14 protein-coding genes are annotated in these 15,788 nt (G+C 75.3%); 6 read left to right on the top strand and 8 right to left on the bottom strand.

Translation table 11 applies throughout. The features are described from left to right. Positions 1-236 precede the first annotated feature (236 nt). The 3 genes from ACWGKI_RS01570 (at position 237) to ACWGKI_RS01560 (ending at position 4,495) form a co-directional block, all read left to right on the top strand. Positions 237-1,577: an aminoacyl--tRNA ligase-related protein gene (locus ACWGKI_RS01570; protein ID WP_452184127.1), complete on the top strand. Its 1,341-nt coding sequence runs from the start codon at positions 237-239 to the stop codon at positions 1,575-1,577. A 72-nt stretch (positions 1,578-1,649) separates the two neighbouring features. Further along, positions 1,650-2,753 (top strand): response regulator, encoded by a 1,104-nt coding sequence (locus tag ACWGKI_RS01565; RefSeq protein WP_380241632.1) that lies wholly within the window; start codon positions 1,650-1,652, stop codon positions 2,751-2,753. Beyond that, positions 2,753-4,495, top strand: coding sequence for an ATP-binding protein (locus tag ACWGKI_RS01560; RefSeq protein WP_452184125.1), 1,743 nt, complete (start codon positions 2,753-2,755; stop codon positions 4,493-4,495). The genes ACWGKI_RS01565 and ACWGKI_RS01560 overlap by 1 nt, the downstream gene beginning before the upstream one ends. Before the next feature lie 25 nt (positions 4,496-4,520). Here ACWGKI_RS01560 and ACWGKI_RS01555 read toward each other — a convergent pair whose 3' ends face one another. Genes ACWGKI_RS01555 through ypfJ form a run of 4 tightly spaced genes read right to left on the bottom strand, consistent with a single transcriptional unit; the run spans position 4,521 to position 8,788 of the window. Continuing rightward, a complete protein-coding gene (locus tag ACWGKI_RS01555; RefSeq protein WP_452184123.1) occupies positions 4,521-5,651 on the bottom strand; it encodes a hypothetical protein in 1,131 nt (376 codons plus the stop codon). A 5-nt stretch (positions 5,652-5,656) separates the two neighbouring features. Beyond that, the gene (locus ACWGKI_RS01550) at positions 5,657-6,931 is read right to left on the bottom strand and encodes a glycosyltransferase (protein ID WP_452184121.1); all 1,275 of its coding nucleotides are present in this window, start codon (positions 6,929-6,931) and stop codon (positions 5,657-5,659) included. Beyond that, a complete protein-coding gene (locus ACWGKI_RS01545) occupies positions 6,928-7,839 on the bottom strand; it encodes an ATP-grasp domain-containing protein (protein WP_452184119.1) in 912 nt (303 codons plus the stop codon). Before ACWGKI_RS01545 ends, ACWGKI_RS01550 begins: the two co-directional genes overlap by 4 nt. 46 nt (positions 7,840-7,885) lie before the next feature. Continuing rightward, positions 7,886-8,788 carry a KPN_02809 family neutral zinc metallopeptidase gene (ypfJ, locus tag ACWGKI_RS01540; RefSeq protein WP_452184118.1) on the bottom strand — a complete coding sequence of 301 codons (903 nt, stop codon included), beginning with the start codon at positions 8,786-8,788 and terminating at the stop codon, positions 7,886-7,888. 129 nt (positions 8,789-8,917) lie between these two features. On the opposite strand from ypfJ, the gene ACWGKI_RS01535 reads away from it, so the two are divergent. Beyond that, complete coding sequence (locus ACWGKI_RS01535; protein ID WP_452184116.1) at positions 8,918-9,628, top strand: Type 1 glutamine amidotransferase-like domain-containing protein; 711 nt, start codon at positions 8,918-8,920, stop codon at positions 9,626-9,628. 78 nt (positions 9,629-9,706) lie between these two features. Here the strand turns inward: ACWGKI_RS01535 and ACWGKI_RS01530 are convergent, their stop codons facing one another. Further along, the gene (locus ACWGKI_RS01530) at positions 9,707-11,215 is read right to left on the bottom strand and encodes a DUF2809 domain-containing protein (protein ID WP_452184114.1); all 1,509 of its coding nucleotides are present in this window, start codon (positions 11,213-11,215) and stop codon (positions 9,707-9,709) included. Between the two features lie 172 nt (positions 11,216-11,387). Here ACWGKI_RS01530 and ACWGKI_RS01525 point away from each other — a divergent pair, with 172 nt between their 5' ends. Further along, a complete protein-coding gene (locus tag ACWGKI_RS01525; RefSeq protein ID WP_380241647.1) occupies positions 11,388-12,986 on the top strand; it encodes an ABC-F family ATP-binding cassette domain-containing protein in 1,599 nt (532 codons plus the stop codon). On the opposite strand, the gene ACWGKI_RS01520 is transcribed toward ACWGKI_RS01525, so the two are convergent. The 3 genes from ACWGKI_RS01520 to ACWGKI_RS01510 are packed head-to-tail and all read right to left on the bottom strand — an operon-like array spanning position 12,959 to position 14,753. Further along, the gene (locus ACWGKI_RS01520) at positions 12,959-13,990 is read right to left on the bottom strand and encodes an SURF1 family cytochrome oxidase biogenesis protein (protein ID WP_452184111.1); all 1,032 of its coding nucleotides are present in this window, start codon (positions 13,988-13,990) and stop codon (positions 12,959-12,961) included. The two genes, ACWGKI_RS01525 and ACWGKI_RS01520, sit on opposite strands and share 28 nt — an antisense overlap. After that, positions 13,987-14,223 carry a hypothetical protein gene (locus ACWGKI_RS01515; protein WP_380241651.1) on the bottom strand — a complete coding sequence of 79 codons (237 nt, stop codon included), beginning with the start codon at positions 14,221-14,223 and terminating at the stop codon, positions 13,987-13,989. The genes ACWGKI_RS01520 and ACWGKI_RS01515 overlap by 4 nt, the downstream gene beginning before the upstream one ends. Further along, positions 14,223-14,753: a DUF3099 domain-containing protein gene (locus tag ACWGKI_RS01510; protein ID WP_452184109.1), complete on the bottom strand. Its 531-nt coding sequence runs from the start codon at positions 14,751-14,753 to the stop codon at positions 14,223-14,225. The genes ACWGKI_RS01515 and ACWGKI_RS01510 overlap by 1 nt, the downstream gene beginning before the upstream one ends. Before the next feature lie 266 nt (positions 14,754-15,019). On the opposite strand from ACWGKI_RS01510, the gene fabG reads away from it, so the two are divergent. After that, a complete protein-coding gene (gene fabG / locus ACWGKI_RS01505; protein ID WP_380241654.1) occupies positions 15,020-15,781 on the top strand; it encodes a 3-oxoacyl-ACP reductase FabG in 762 nt (253 codons plus the stop codon). Positions 15,782-15,788 lie beyond the last annotated feature (7 nt).

Raw genomic sequence — 15,788 nt, 5'->3', positions numbered from 1 at the left:
CGACGGCGGGGGCTCACGGCGGCGCCGTGGGTCCCCGCCGTCCGTCGGCCGGCGCCGTTGACCTCGCGACGTCGGGCCGCGTAGCGTCAGAGCATGCGCAGCCAGCTGGTCACGACGACGCCGGACACCTCCGGCGCCGACTGACCGCTGCACCCGCACTGCACGCACCCAGGCCCCGGAGCTCGCTCCGGGGCCTTCGTCGTACCCGGGCGGCTCCCTCTCGAAGGAGCACCGACGTGAACACCGACCTGAACGCCGACCTGAACGCCGACCTGAACGCCGACCTGAACGCCGACCTGAACGCCGACCTGAACGCCGACCTGAACGCCGACCCGGGCGCGGGCGCCGAGCCGGCGGTCCTCGACCACCGCGACCTCGCCCGCGCGATGGGGATCTTCACCACCAGCCCGCTGGTCGGCCCCGGACTGCCGTTGTGGCAGCCGGCCGGCGCCGCCGTGCGCCGCGAGCTGGAGCGGCTCGCCGAGGACGTCGCGCTCGCGGGCGGCTGCGAGCCCGTGTACACCCCGGTGCTCGGCAAGCGGTCCCTCTTCGAGCGGTCAGGGCACCTGGCGAAGTTCGCCGCCGACATGTTCCCCGACCTGGACGACGGCAGCGACGACCCGCTCGTGCTGCGGCCGGCCAACTGCCCCCACCACACGCAGCTGTATGCCGCCGAGCCGCGCAGCCACCGCGACCTGCCGGTGCGCTACCACGAGCTGGGATCGATGTTCCGGGCGGAGCGCTCGGGGGTGCTCAGCGGTCTGTCCCGCGTACGCCAGATCAACCTCGACGACACCCACGTCTTCTGCCGGCCCGACCAGGTGGCCGACGAGGTCCGGGCCGCCCTCGACGCCGTCCTCGGCGTGCTGGAGGTGCTGGGGATCGCGCTCGACCACGTCCGGCTCTCGCGCAGCGACGACTCCGACGGCTGGCTGGGCGCGCCCGCGCAGTGGGCGGACGCCGAGGACCGGTTGCGCGACGCGCTCGCCTCGGCCGGGCTGCCGTGGGTCGACGGCCCGGGGGAGGCGGCGTTCTACGGGCCCAAGCTCGACGTGCAGGTGCGCGACGCCCGCGGGCACGAGGAGACCCTCGCGACCGTGCAGCTCGACCTGAACCAGCCGGAGCGGTTCGACCTCGGCTACACCGCGGCGGACGGCTCGCGGCAGCGCGTCGTGATGATCCACCGCGGCACCGTGGGCTCGATGGAGCGCATGGTCGCCTTCCTGCTGGAGCAGCACGCGGGCCGGCTGCCCGTCTGGCTGGCGCCCGTGCAGGTGTGCCTGCTGCCGGTGGGTGACGACCCCGCGGCCGCCGCCGAGGCGGCCGGCGCGCTGCGGCGACGTGGGGTGCGGGTGCGCGTCGAGTCCGGCGGGTCGCTCGGCAACCGCGTCCGGCTCGCCCGCGGGCGGCGGGACGCGCTCCTCGCGGTGCTGGGACCACGGGAGGCGCGGGCCGGCGTCCTGGCCGTGACCGACGCGGCCACCGGCGCCCGCGCCGAGCTGCCGGCGGACGAGCTCGGCCGCCGGCTGGCCGAGGCGTCGGGGGCCCGGGCGCCGCGGGTGCGCCTGGACCCCTGACGTGCGCGTCCTCGCGCGTCCCGGTCGTCCGGCGCGTACGGTACGACGAGACCGGGACCGCGAGGGGGAGCATTGTCGGACGACCGATTCCGGGCGCTCGTGCTCGAGGACGACCCAGACGCGGCCGAGTTCCTCCGCATCGCGCTGGAGCGTTACGGCGGGATGCACGTGGACGTCGCCGGCGACGCCGACCAGGCGCTGCGGGCGCTGCGCTCCGCGACCTACGACATCCTCGTGAGCGACATCCAGCTCCCGGGACGCTCGGGTCTGGACATCCTCCCGGAGGTGCGGGCGACCGACCCGACCCTGCCGATCATGATCGTCACCGCGCACCCGTCGGTCAGCTACGCGGTCTCGGCGCTGCGCGAGGCGGCGGACGACTTCCTGGTCAAGCCCGTGACGGCGTCCCACGTCGTCGAGCGCGCCACGGAGCTGGCGCAGCGGGCGCGGCGCGAGCGGGAGTCGTCGCGGCAACGGGTGCTGGCGGTGGGCGCGCACCCCGACGACGTCGAGATCGGCATCGGCGCCACCCTGGCGGCGCACGCGGCCGCCGGGGACGAGCTCGTGATCCTCACGCTCTCGGGCGGGGCGGTCGGCGGGGCTGTCGCAGACCGGCACGAGGAGGCCCTCGCCGCCGCGGCCGTCGTGGGCGCGCGGCTCGTGCACCTCGACTTCCCCGACACCCACCTCGACCCGGCCGCCGGCCCCATCACCGCCATCGAGGAGGTCGTCGCCGAGGTCGTGCCCGACCGGGTCTACACCCACAGCGCGCACGACCGGCACCAGGACCACCGGGCGGTGAACGCCGCCGTCCAGATCGCCGCCCGCGAGGTCCCCAGCCTGTGGTGCTTCCAGAGCCCGTCGGCCACGGTCGACTTCGCACCGACCCGTTTCGTCGACGTGGACGGCTTCGTGGAGACCAAGCTGCGGATGCTCGCCGCCTACGTGTCGCAGGCCCACCGGGAGTACATGCAGCCCGACGTGGTGCGCGCCACCGCCCGGTACTGGGCGCGGTTCAGCCCGGCGCGCGAGGTGGAGCCCCTCGAGACGGTGCGGTCGAGCGAGACCGTCGCGCGGGCCTCCCGGGTCCGCGCGGTGCCCGCCGTCGACGGGCAGGACTCCGGCGTCCCGGTCGAGGCAGGGGTCTGGCGCCCCGAGGCGGACGGGCCGGGCTGATGGAGCGCGGCACGGCCGGGAGGATCGCGGAGGTCTACGGCCGGGTCTGGACGGCCTGGTTCGCGGACGACGCGGTCGGGCTGCGGCAGCTGCCGCTCACCATCTCGTTCGCGCTCGTCCTGGTGATCCACTGGACCAGCGGGATCGGCAGCGACGGCCTGCTCGTCGCCCTGGCGGCCGCCCTGGTCGTCGCCGTGCAGGCCGTGGGGAGCCTCGGCCGCTGGGACCGGTGGCCGACCGCCTGGCGGTACGTGCTGCCGCTGGTTCAGATGCTGGCGATCGGCGTGCTGTCGATCGGCTCCACGCTGTCCCTGGCGAGCTTCCACGTCCTGTTCGTGCTGCCGGTGGTCAGCCTCGCCCTGCAACCGGGCCCCTGGGGGCTGGTGGTGGCCCTGTGCGGGTCGGCGGTGCTGATGTTCGTGCCGTCCCTGCTGCCGATCACGAAGAACGACGTCGTGCACCCCGCGGTGCACGCGCTCGTGGACCTGCTCATCATCGGCTTCGTCGCCGTCGGGGCGCACGGGATCGTCGGGGTGGCGCGCCGCCAGGCCCGGGAGCTGGCGCTCGCGCGGGACGACCTCGCGGTCGGCGCGCAGCGGCTGCGGGACTCGCGGGACACGTTGCGCAGCATGATGGCGGCCGCGACCGAGCAGGGGTTCGTCGCGACCGACGAGGCCGGGACGGTCGTGTCGGTCAACGTCGGGGCGGAGCGGGTGCTCGGGCGCCGCGAGGCAGACCTGCTCGGCACGCCGATGGACCGGTTCGTCGCGCCCGAGGAGCTCGCGGAGCGGCTGGCTGCCCCGGGCGCCCCCCACGGCCCGGACGCCGTGCACCGCGTGCTCGTCGGGTGCGCCGCCACCGGCGGAACGCAGGTGGACGAGTGGGTCTGCGTCCTGCCCGACGGGGGGCGGCGCCACCTCGAGTTCGTCGTGACCCCGCGCCCGGCGCTCGGCGGCTCTGCCCCGGAGCTGCCCGCCGGCTACCTGTTCGTGGTGACCGACGTGACCGCCCGCTTCGAGGACGAGCGCACCCAGGACGAGTTCATCGGTCTCGTGAGCCACGAGCTGCGCACGCCGCTCGCGTCGATCCTCGGCTACCTCGACCTGCTGCGGCTCGACGGCAGCAGGCTGGACGAGGAGCAGCGGGGGTATCTCGCCGTCGTGGAGCGCAACGCCCACCGTCTGCAGACGCTGGTGGACGACCTGCTCACCAGCGCGCAGATCGTCTCCGGGACCTACCGGATGGTGGCCGAGGAGGTCGACGTCGTGCAGGTGGCGCGCGACGCCGTCGCCAGCCAGGCACCGACCGCAGCAGCGGCGGGCGTGGACGTGGAGGTCCAGGGGGACCCGCGCGTGCCCCTCCTGTCGGACGCCGACCGGCTCGGGCAGGTGGTCGACAACCTGCTGAGCAACGCCGTGAAGTACAGCCGGCGGGGCGGGGACGTCCGGATCGTCGTCACCGCGGACCGGGCCCCGGACGGCGGCCGCCGGGCACGGGTGCGGGTCGCGGACGACGGCACCGGGATCGCCCCCGACGAGCTCGACCGGGTGATCCAGCGCTTCTACCGGACCCGCGACACGCGGCGGCGCCAGGTGCGGGGCGTGGGTCTCGGGCTGGCGCTCGTGGACCAGATCGTGCACGACCACGGCGGCACGATGACGATCCGCAGCGAGCTCGGGCACGGCACGGAGGTCGACGTCGTGCTGCCCGACCTCGCAGGTTCGGTCGGCCGCGCAGGCTGACGCGCCGGCTGATCGTCCTGGACGGTCACGAGCCTGCCCAGACCTTCCCCAGGGCGGTCCAGTGGGCGGCGGACAGGTGCGACAGGGGAGTGACGTTGACGGCCGTGATCCCGTGGGTGGAGGCCGCCTCGATCGACCGCGTCATGAGAGCCGGGGAGATGGCCCGGGGCGGATCGGCGTCGGCGCCGCCCGCCCAGAGGCCGACCGACATCGTGAGGCGCGACATGTCGAAGCCCGCCCCCGCGAGCGCGGCGGTCACCCGCTCCACGTCGGCGGGCGTGTGCCCGGAACCGACGTACGCCCACACGACCAGGCGGTCGGCCGCGCCGAGGAGGACCCGGTAGTCGTGACCGCTCCCGGTCGCCCCGCCGGCGGGGTCGTCCCAGTCGACGCGGACGTCCATCGCGAGCTCGATCTGCGCGCCGTCCCCGCCGCGCACCTGGTCGAGGGCCGCGCGCATCCGGCCGAGGAGTCCGGCGAGCACCTCCGCCTTCCACGTCGCGAGCGCGGGGGAGTCCTGGTCGATCATGCCCGCGGCGTCGCGAGGCCAGTCGTCAGCCCCCGTCATCTTCCGGTAGAGCGCGAGGTCGTCGTCGCCGAAGCACCGGTTGAGGAAGAGCTCGGTGACGGCGATCTGGCTCGGGTCGTAGCGCTCGCCGAGGGCCGTCACGTAGGCGACGAGGCGGTCGCCGACCTCGCCGGTGGTGAGCTGCGTGGCCGAGGCCTGGTAGGGCGACGGGCTGCCGTCGGGGGAGCGCCCGGCCACGGACGGGTCGGCGGCGATCCACTCGGGCACGTACGCGTCGACGACGAGCCCGACCTGCCGCGTGGAGCCGTCCGCGTTCGTGTGCAGGGCGCGCGCCGCGCGGGCGAGGTGGTCCGCGCCGGGCTCCGCCGCGACGTCGGGGTGGGCGGGCCAGTCGAAGGCGGTGAACTCGACCCGGCCGGCGTTGAGGTCGACGCCGTTGGCACCCACGGCGTCGAGGTGGCGGTCGACCGCCGCCCAGTCCGTGCCGGGGTCGGTGACGATGCCGAAGTCCACGCTGACCGACCGCCGCTCGTCGGGGGCGACGGCCGGCCGCATCGCGGGCGGGACGTCTTCCCAGGGGCGCGCGAGGAGGACGGCGGCCGCGACCGCCGCGCCGAGCGCGAGCACGACGATCAGGACCCAGGGCCATCGTCGTCGACGAGACCGCGCACCGACACCGTCCCGCTGCGGTCGAGCTTGTTCCATCGGTTCTCCGCGTTCCCGAGCTCGAGCCGGGCGGCGTCGAGCACCACCAGCGTCATCATCACCGAGTAGACCGGCCACAGGGGCAGGGTCCACGCCTGCCGGAGGTCGCCGGGGGCGCGGTCCAGGAGCACCGCGAGGAGCAGCAGCGCGACCGAGAGCGGCAGCCCCAGCAGCAGGACCCAGGCCCACCACGACGACGGCAGCCAGGTGGGGCCGTCCACGAGCACGAGCGCGGCGAGCACGACGAGCGCCACCACCTGGACGAACGGGGCGACGACCTGCGCGAGCGTGTTGTAGGCCAGGTAGAGCCCGAAGCCGCCGTACCGCGGGTTGCCCACCATCGACCGGTGCATCGCCGTCACCTGCAGCAGCCCGCGCGCCCAGCGCACCCGCTGCCGCCACAGCCCTCGCAGGGTCGACGGCGACTCGGCGTACACGAGCGCGTCCGGGGCGAACGTCACCCTGTACCCGGCCCGGTGGACGCGCCACGTCAGCTCGAGGTCCTCGCCGAGCGTGTCGGTGCGCAGCGGGCCGATGCGGTCCAGGGCCTCGCGCCGGAACGCGCCGATGTTCCCCGAGACGATGGGCAGGCAGCCGAGCACGTCCAGGGCGCGGCGCATCAGGCCGGTGCCGACGTGGCTGATGAGCGCGAGGAGGCGCGTGAGGACGCGGTCCAGGTTGACCGGCCGGTCGTTGCCGCACACGGCCCCGACCCGGGGGTCGCGGAAGCCGCGCAGCAGCCGGGTGACGGTGTCCGGGCGGAACAGCCCGTCGGCGTCGACGAGCACGAGGATCTCGCCCCGCGCCGCCGCGATCCCCGTGTTGAGGGCCGCACCCTTGCCGGCGTTCTCCTGCCGCAGCGCGCGCACCTGCGGGTGCTCCGCCGCGAGCTGCTCCATCCGGGCGAACGTGTCGTCGGACGAGCCGTCGTCGACGCACACGACCTCCAGCGCCGGGTGCTCGCTGCGCACGACGGAGCGCACGCAGTTCTCGATGACCACCGCCTCGTCGAAGGCCGGCACGACGACGCTCACCAGGGGGACCCGGTCGAACTCGGGGCCGCACCCGACGGGCCCGGGGTCGTCGCGGCGGCGCCGCGCCTCGAAGACGAGGGCGGCGGGCACGAACGCGAGCCGCACGAGGCCCACGACCAGCAACGACAGACCGAGGACGAGGACGAGGGCGACCAGGACGGACGTCACGACCGGCCCGGCCACTCGTCGAGGACGGCGTCCAGCAGCTCCGGCGCGCCCGCGGACACGGCGCCGAACCGGGCGTTCACCTCCAGGACCACCGGGGTGCCGTCCGCGAGGCGCCGCACGTCCATGTCGAGGGGGCCGACGAGGTCGAGCGCCTCGGCCGTGCGCCGTGCCAGGTCCTCGACGTCCGGCACCGCGCCCTCCGGCAGCCGCTCGACGGTGGTCGCGTTGCCGACCCGGCCCTCCTTGCGCCCCGTCTTCTCCAGCACGACGACGACGCAGCGGCCGTCCGCGGGGGACCGGTAGACCTGCGGGCTGTACTCCGTCCCGGGAGCGAAGGCCTGCACCACCCACGACGCGTCGAGGCCTGCCCAGACCGGGTCGTCGGGATGCTCCACCACCTGCACGCCCCGGCCGCCGCGCGAGACCCGCGGCTTGACCACGACCGGCGCGTCGCCCCACGCGAGCGCCTCGGCGGCGGAGGCCACCTCGTCGGCGGGCGCGTGCCGGGGCACCGCGACGCCCTCGCGCGCGAGCGCCCACATGGTGAGGAGCTTGTCGCCCGCGACGGCGGCGGGGCCGGGCGGCGACAGGACGACGGCGTCCCCGAGCCCGGCCGCGCGCGCGAGGACCGCGAGCCGCGGCAGCTCGTCCGAGACGGTGGGGACGACGAGCCGGGGCCGGTGGCGGGCCAGGAGCTCGAGGGTCGCGGCGTCGTAGGCGGGGTCGGCGGCGGCGGGGACGCTCTCGACCGCCGCGTAGCCGGCCACCGGGCTGGGGGCGAGGTCGACGCCCACCACGTGGCGCCGTCCCGCGTCGTGCCTGGCGGCGAGCTGGGCACCGAGGGTGCGGCCGGCCGGACCGGACGCACCGGTCACGAGGATCGTGTGCTGGTTCGCTCCGTCACCCATGTTCGGATCGTAGGTTCTGACCTGCGGTGCTGCAGCCCGGGGGCGCTCAGAGCCGCCGCGCGGACAGGGTGTCGCAGTCGCTCAGCGTGCCGCCGTCGTACCCGACGCTGAACCAGCGCACCCGCTGTTCCGACGTGCCGTGGGTGAACCCTTCCGGACTGATCCGGCCGGTCGCCTGCTGCTGGATGTGGTCGTCCCCGACGGCGGCCGCGGCGTCGAGCGCCTGGCGCAGCTGGTCCTGCGAGATCTTGTCGAGGAACGTGACCCCCGTGTCCGGGTCGACCTCGGTCGCGGCAGATCCCGCCCACATCCCCGCCAGGCAGTCCGCCATCAGCTCGATCCGCACCGAGTCGGACTCCGGGCCGCTGCCGCCCCGGTCGGCGGCGTCCATCGCGCCGGTGAGCTGTTCGACGTGGTGGCCCACCTCGTGCGCCACGACGTACTCCTCGGCGAGCGGCCCGCCCTCGGCGCCGAACTGGGCGCTGAGCTGGTCGAAGAAGGACACGTCCACGTAGACCGTCTGGTCGGGCGGGCAGTAGAACGGACCGGTCGCGCTCGAGGCCGAGCCGCAGCCCGTCGCCGTCGACCCGGAGAAGCTCACGACCTCCGGCAGCGTGTACCGGACGCCCGCCTGGGCGGGCAGGACCGTGTCCCAGTACGCGTCCAGGGACTGGACGGTGGCCGAGAGCCGGCACTCGCGGTCGGTGTTCGCCTGCTGGGCCGTGCAGTCGTCGACGTACTGCTCCTGGCCCGCCCCGACGGGCGCGCCCGCGTCGCCCTCCGCGCCGCCCAGGGCGTCCGTGAGCTGCCCCAGGTCCCCGCCGCCGAGGAGGACGGCCAGCAGCGCGACCACGACCGCGCCGATCCCGCCGCCGACGGCGACGCCCCGGCCTCGCCCACCCTTGCGGACGCGTCCGCCCTCGAACTGTCCGCCGTCGTTGAAGGTCACGAGCACACGGTAGGGCGGTGGGCGGTAGGTCGCTCGGGGGTGGGCCTGCGGCCGCCCCCTGGTGGACCTGCTGGGAAGGACGCGGGAAAGGACCGGCGTCCCGTGGGTCGCGCTGGCTAGGGTGCGGCCATGAACGGCACGGTGCTCACCCTCGGCGGCGGCGGCTTCTCGATGTCGGACGACGGCTCCTCGGCCCTCGACGACCACCTTCTCGACCTCACGGGCAAGGCCACCCCGAGAGTGTGCTTCGTCCCGACGGCGAGCGGCGACGACGCCGGGTACGCCCGCCGGTTCGAGGCGGCGTTCGCGGGTCGGGCCAGGACGTCGGTCCTGTCGCTCTTCTGCCGCGAGCCGTGGGGGTACACCGACCCGCACGCGCTGCTGGAGCAGGACGTCGTGTACGTCGGCGGGGGCTCGACCGCGAACCTCCTCGACGTCTGGCGGCGCCACGGCCTGCCGGAGCTGCTCGCGCGGGCGGCCGCGCAGGGGACGGTGCTCGCGGGGATCAGCGCGGGCATGAACTGCTGGTTCGAGGCCTCCTCGACCGACTCGTTCGGGCCGCTCGCGCCCCTGGAGGACGGGCTCGGCCTGCTGCCCGGCAGCGCCTGCCCGCACTACCTGGGGGAGGCCGACCGGCGCGAGGCCTACCTGGGCTGGGTCGCGTCGGGGGCGCTCCCGGCCGGGTACGCGGTGGACGAGTACGCCGCCGTCCGGTTCGTCGACGGCGTGGCCGTCGACGCCGTGTGCGAACGGCCCGGACGGCCCGCGTTCCGGGTGGAGCGTGACGGCGACGGCGCCACCGAGATCCCGCTGGACGTCCGCTCCCTGCCCGGGACCTGACCCCGCCCCCGCTGTGAGCGGGCGTCTGGCCCCGCGTCCCGGCGTGTCGCGGGCGTGTCTCCCGCTCACAACCTCGGGTCAGGAGCCGTACCCGACGGGGGTCTTCTCGGACTGCCAGTGCCACGGCTCCGGCAGCCGGCCGTCCGGCTCCGCCCAGTCGGGGTGCGTCCAGCCGAACCGCCCGGCGTTCTTCTTCAGCCAGGCGTAGGCGGGGCTGTCGAAGCCGGCGGGTCCCATGCTCAGGTCGACCGCGGTGCCCAGGCCGTGGTTCGAGCAGCCCGGGGGCGCGGCCAGGGGGTTCGGGTGCTCCGGGTCGTACACCGCGACCTGCTGCGCGTGGCTGCGGTAGGCGGAGTTCACCGTCAGGTGCGTGCCGAACTCGGCCCGGTAGGCGTCGTCGAGGGCGACGAGGCCGTCGAGGACGTCGGACCGCACGCGGTAGCCCGAGGCCCACGGGATCTCCGCGAGCCGGTCGTCGGCGAGACGGCCGGTCTCCGGGAACCACACCTGGTCCGGCTCGGGGCACACGACGGCGTCCTGCGCGGTCAGGAGGTCGGTCGTCGCCCGGCCGAGGTCGTCGCGGCTCGCGCCGAGAGAGGCGGCGGCCGCCTCCACGGCGGGCGCGCCGGCCGCTCCGACCGAGTCGAGCGCCTCGTCGGACGTCGCGGTCAGCGCGTCCTGCGCGGTGGCCAGGGCGTCGTCGGCGCTGGTCCGGACCGCGTCGCCGGCCCCTTGACCGTCCGCCGCGAGCCTCGCGGCGGCCGACAGGACCTGCTCGGCCCGACGGGTCACGGGGGCGAGGGACTCGCGGGCCTCGGTGACCTGGGCGCGCGCATGCTCCAGGCGGGAGCGCTGCACCGCCTCGGCGTCGCGGGCGAGCTCGGCACGCAGCGTGTCCGCGTCGCCGGGGCGGCGCTCGAGCAGCGGCGTGGCCCCCAGCAGGGCCTCGGCCCGGTCGATCGACGCGGCCAGGGCGGGGCGGACGGTGTCGTCGGCCACCCGGTCGGCCGAGTCGTCGAGGGTCTCCTGCGCGACGGCGACCTCGGTGGTCAGCGCGCTCGCCTCGTCGTGCAGCACCCACGCGAGGGCGCCGCCCGTGGCGCCGAGCAGCAGGACCACGACGACGGGCACGACGACCCTGGCGCGCCGACGACGGCGGTCCGGCGGGGCGCTGACATGCCGCAGCCGGCCGTCGACCCGGGCGGGCCGGGACGCGACCAGGGCGACGACGGCCCCGCCGGCCGCGGCCCCGGCGGCGTACCAGGCGAGGTCGGTGGGGACGAACGTCGTGCCGAGCACGAAGCGGGCCACCGGGACGCGCGCCACGATCTCGGCGGGCACCCCCGTCGCCTGCGCCAGCTCGACCGCGCCGCACAGGACGAGGCCGACGAGGGCCGCGAAGGCGGGCTTCGTGCGGGGCCGCACCAGGGCGACGAGGAGCACCACGAGCGTCGCGTAGAGGGCGTCGCCGACCGGGCCGCCGACAGCAGCGGGCAGCAGCAGCCGGGCGCCGAGGCCGAGGAGCACCACGAGGAGCGCGAGCAGCGCGGACGCCGTCCGCGGGACCGCCGTCACCGGTGCGCTCACCGGACGGGGCCGCGTGCGCGGGCGCGCGCGTCCACCGGGAGCGCGTCGGGGAGGGTCACGCGCACACCTTAGCGTCGGCCGGGGCGGGTGTGACGGGCGTCCTCGTGGCGAGGTGGTCCCGGCCCGTAGACTGGCACCGCCCCCCACCGTACCGACGAAGGACACCCCTGCCTTGATCACCGCCCACGGCGTCGAGCTGCGCTTCGGCGCCCGGACCCTGCTGCACGAGGCGACGTTCCGCATCGCCCCGGGCGACCGCATCGGCCTCGTCGGCCGCAACGGGGCGGGCAAGACGACGCTCACCAAGACGCTCGCGGGGGAGACCCTGCCCACGAGCGGACAGATCACCCGGGGCACCGACATCGGCTACCTGCCGCAGGACCCGCGCACGGGCGACCTCGACGTCGTCGCGATGGACCGCGTCCTGAGCGCGCGAGGGCTGGACCACATCGTGTCGCAGATGCGCGAGACCGAAGGCCTCATGGCGTCGGCCGACGTTGAGACCCAGACGGCCGCGCTCGAGCGGTACCCGAAGCTCGAGGCGCGCTTCCTCGCCGCGGGCGGGTACGCCGCCGAGTCGGAGGCGCACCGCATCACCAGCAACCTGGGGCTCGACGACCGCGTGCTCGCGCAGCCCCTGAACACCCTCTCCGGCGGTCAGCGCCGCCGGATCGAGCTCGCCCGGATCCTCTTCTCCGGCGTCGACACGCTGCTGCTGGACGAGCCGACGAACCACCTGGACGCCGACTCGATCGCGTGGCTGCGCGACTACCTCAAGACGTACAGCGGCGGGTTCGTCGTGATCAGCCACGACGTCGACCTGCTGCGCGCCACGGTCAACAAGGTGTTCCACCTGGACGCGAACCGCGGCGAGCTCGACCAGTACAACCTCGGCTGGGACGCCTACCTGGAGCAGCGGGAGCAGGACGAGCGCCGCCGCCGTCGCGAGCGCGCCAACGCCGAGAAGAAGGCCGGCGCCCTGGTCGCCCAGGCCGAGAAGATGCGCGCCAAGGCCACCAAGGCCACCGCCGCGCAGAACATGATGAAGCGCGCCGAGCGCATGCTCTCGGGCGTCGAGGGCGAGCGACGCGCCGACAAGGTCGCGCACCTGCGGTTCCCGAAGCCGGCGCCCTGCGGCCGCACGCCGCTGACCGCCACGGAGCTGTCCAAGAGCTACGGCTCGCAGGAGGTCTTCGCCGGTGTCGACCTCGCGATCGACCGCGGCTCCCGCGTCGTCATCCTCGGCCTCAACGGCGCGGGCAAGACGACGCTGCTGCGCATCCTCGGCGGGGTCGAGGAGCCTGACACCGGTCGCGTCGTTCCGGGGCACGGCCTGAAGATCGGGTACTACGCCCAGGAGCACGACACCCTGGACATGGACGTCACCGTGGTCGAGAACCTGCGGCACGCCGCGCCCGACCTCACCGACACGCAGGTGCGCTCGGTGCTCGGGTCGTTCCTCTTCAGCGGGGACGACGCCGACAAGCCGACCAGTGTGCTGTCCGGCGGGGAGAAGACGCGGCTGGCGCTCGCCACGCTGGTGGTCTCCAGCGCGAACGTCCTGCTGCTCGACGAGCCGACGAACAACCTGGACCCCGCCTCCCGCGCGGAGATCCTCGGCGCGCTCGACACGTACGAGGGCGCCGTCGTCATGGTGACCCACGACGACGGCGCGGTCGAGGCGCTCAACCCGGAGCGCGTCCTGCTGCTGCCGGACGGCGACGAGGACCTGTGGTCGGCGGACTACGCGGAGCTCGTGTCCCTCGCCTGACGGGCGGTGTCGCCCTGCGCGGCGTCCTTCTGCGCGGTGTCCTTCTGCTCGGCGGCGTCGAGCAGGGCGTCCTCGTAGTCCTCGTCCACGCGCCGCCGTCGCGGGCCCCAGGGGCCGGCAGGGCCAGCAGGGCCGACGCGGCCGGAACCGTCCGGGTCCTGCCCGTCCTGCGCGGCCAGGAGGTCGCCGGCGGTGACGCGCACGGGCTGGGTCTCACGGCGCCAGAGCACGACGTACCCGCCGAGCGCGCCGAGCGCGAAGATGCACCACTGCACGGTGTAGCTCAGGTGCGAGCCCGGGTCGGTGTCCGGCTCCGGCAGCGCGCCGAGGGCCGTCGCGGGTGCGGGGTCCTCGCTGCGCAGCTGCCCGTAGCCGCCGACCGTCGCCCCGTCGGCCCAGCCTGCGCCGTCCTGCCCGGCGGCGAGCACCTGGGCGGTGTTGATGGCCTGGACCTGCCCGGGGGGCGTGCCCCGCGTGGAGGTGGGCTCGTCGGGGCGCATGGTCATCGTCACCTCGACCGGGCCGCTCGGCGGGTCGGGGACGGAGGACGGGTTGCCCGCGTCCTCGCCCAGGGGCACGAAGCCGCGGTCGACGACGAGGACCAGCGGGCGGCCGTCGGTGCCGGAGGTCTCGAACGGCACCAGGACGTGGAAGCCCGGCTGACCGCCGACGGGCCGGTTGCGCAGCAGCACGGTGTCCTCGGGCCGGTACGTGCCGGTGGCCACCGCGGGGCGCCACTCGTCGTGCGCGGGCAGGACGGCGCCCGGTTCGGGCAGGAGGTCCTCGAGCGGGGCCGGGGCGGCGGCGTAGTTGGTCTCGACCAGCTCGATCTGGGCCTCGCGCCAGGTGTACCGGTGCCACTGCCAGACGGCGGCGAGGATGCACAGCGCCGCGAGCAGCACGGCGCCGAGGCCGAGGGTGATCCACTGCCGGCGCGTGCGCGGGGCGGCGGGTGCGGGCAGGTCGGCGGAGCGGCCCGACGAGGGCGCGGGGGAGGCGGTCACGCGCGGTCGAGCTCCACGACCGGGACCGTCTGCTTCCAGAAGGAGCGTGCCCCGAGGAACTGCTCGAGGTGCTCGCGGTGGTCGTCGCACGCCAGCCAGACCTTGCGGCGCTCGGGCGTGTGCAGCCGCGGGTTGTTCCACAGCAGGCCCCACGCGGCGTCCGCGCGGCAGCCCTTGGCGGAGCAGACCAGCTCGCCTGCCACCGCGTCGGCCCCGGTCCCGAGCACGTCCATCAGCGGTCTCCTCCACGGTTCTCGTCGGTCGGGCCGCCCGCGCCGTCCCGGTCGCCCGCGTCGCCCTGGGTGTGCGCGTCGTCCTGGGTGTCCCGGTCGTCACCGTCGTCGTCCTGGTGCTCCACGACGCGGTGACCGCTGTCGAACGACCCCGGCCCGGCAGGGTCGTGCCGGTCAGGTGCCGGGAGCGGTCCCGGGAGCTCCGCGGGCGGGACGTCGGACACGGGCGACGTGTCGTACGAGACGCGGTCGCGCCCGGCGTTGGCGAACAGCACCGCCGAGTACGGCAGCACGACGGCGGCGGCGACGAGCACCAGGCGAACCCAGAGCTCGTCCACGAGGACGGCGCCGATGAAGCAGACGATCCGGATGCCCATCTGCACCAGGTAGCGCCGGGTGCGGCGCGCCTGGTCCTCCTCCAGCGGCTCCGGGGCGCTGGTGATGGAGGGGACCTCGGCACCGCGGTCCCCGCCGTGCCGGTGGTTCCCGGAGGGGCGCGGACCCGGCGGGGTCGCGCGGGCATTGCTCACCCGGCCAGTCTACGGCGGGCCCGCGGCCGCCCCGGACGGGTCGGCACGGCGGTCGCCTTGTAGGGATCCGACAAACGGCCGCGAGGACCTGTGACGCGCCGCGACCCTGCGGGAGCGCCGCGTCGGGGTACCGTCACCAGGGCGTCGGCCGCCGCACCCGCCGTGCGGCAGCGCCCGTCGTCCCACCTGCACCTCGTCCCACCAGCACCCCACCAGCACCCCACCAGCACCGACCGCGACCACGAGCAGACCGCCGAGGAGACCCCGTGACCGACGCCCCCGCCTCCCAGCCCACCCCGGCGCCCGCCGCCGGCGCCGGTCCCACGGGCCGGGTCGTCGTCGTCACCGGCGCCGCGCGCGGCATCGGCCGCACGATCGCCGAGCACTTCGTCGCGGCCGGTGACACCGTCGCGACGCTCTACCGCGGCGGCGACCTCCCCGCCGGCGTGCACGGCTACGTCGCGGACGTCACGGACTCCGCCGCCGTGGACGCGGCCTTCTCCGCCGTCGAGAGCGAGCTGGGCCCCGTCGAGGTCCTCGTCGCCAACGCGGGCGTCACGCGCGACCAGCTCCTCATGCGCATGAGCGACGAAGAGTTTGAGACCGTCCTCGACGTCAACCTCACCGGCACCTTCCGCTGCGTGCGCCGGGCGTCCAAGGGCATGATCCGTGCGCGCAAGGGCCGCATCGTGCTGGTCGGGTCGGTCGTCGGCCTGTACGGCGGCCCCGGGCAGGTCAACTACTCGTCGTCCAAGGCCGCGCTCGTCGGCATGGCGCGGTCGATCACCCGCGAGCTCGGCGGCCGCGGCATCACGGCGAACGTCGTCGCGCCGGGCTTCGTCGAGACGGACATGACCGCGGCGCTGCCCGAGGCCACCCAGAAGCAGTACAAGGCGAGCATCCCCGCGGGCCGGTTCGCCTCGACCGACGAGGTGGCAGGCGTCGTCGGCTTCCTCGCGTCCGACGCCGCGGCGTACGTCTCCGGGGCCGTCATCCCCGTCGACGGCGGCCTCGGCATGGGGCACTGACGCACCG

It is taken from the genome of Isoptericola sp. NPDC055881 (assembly GCF_053615895.1).
This window is presented reverse-complemented; position numbering and strand designations above follow the sequence as displayed.

Excerpts from the sequence above, each read along its gene's own strand:
- ACWGKI_RS01545 (WP_452184119.1), bottom strand. The coding sequence starts at position 7,839 with ATGGGTGACGGAGCGAACCAGCACACGATCCTCGTGACCGGTGCGTCC.
- ACWGKI_RS01560 (WP_452184125.1), top strand. The coding sequence starts at position 2,753 with ATGGAGCGCGGCACGGCCGGGAGGATCGCGGAGGTCTACGGCCGGGTC.
- ACWGKI_RS01515 (WP_380241651.1), bottom strand. The coding sequence starts at position 14,223 with ATGGACGTGCTCGGGACCGGGGCCGACGCGGTGGCAGGCGAGCTGGTC.
- ACWGKI_RS01535 (WP_452184116.1), top strand. The coding sequence starts at position 8,918 with ATGAACGGCACGGTGCTCACCCTCGGCGGCGGCGGCTTCTCGATGTCG.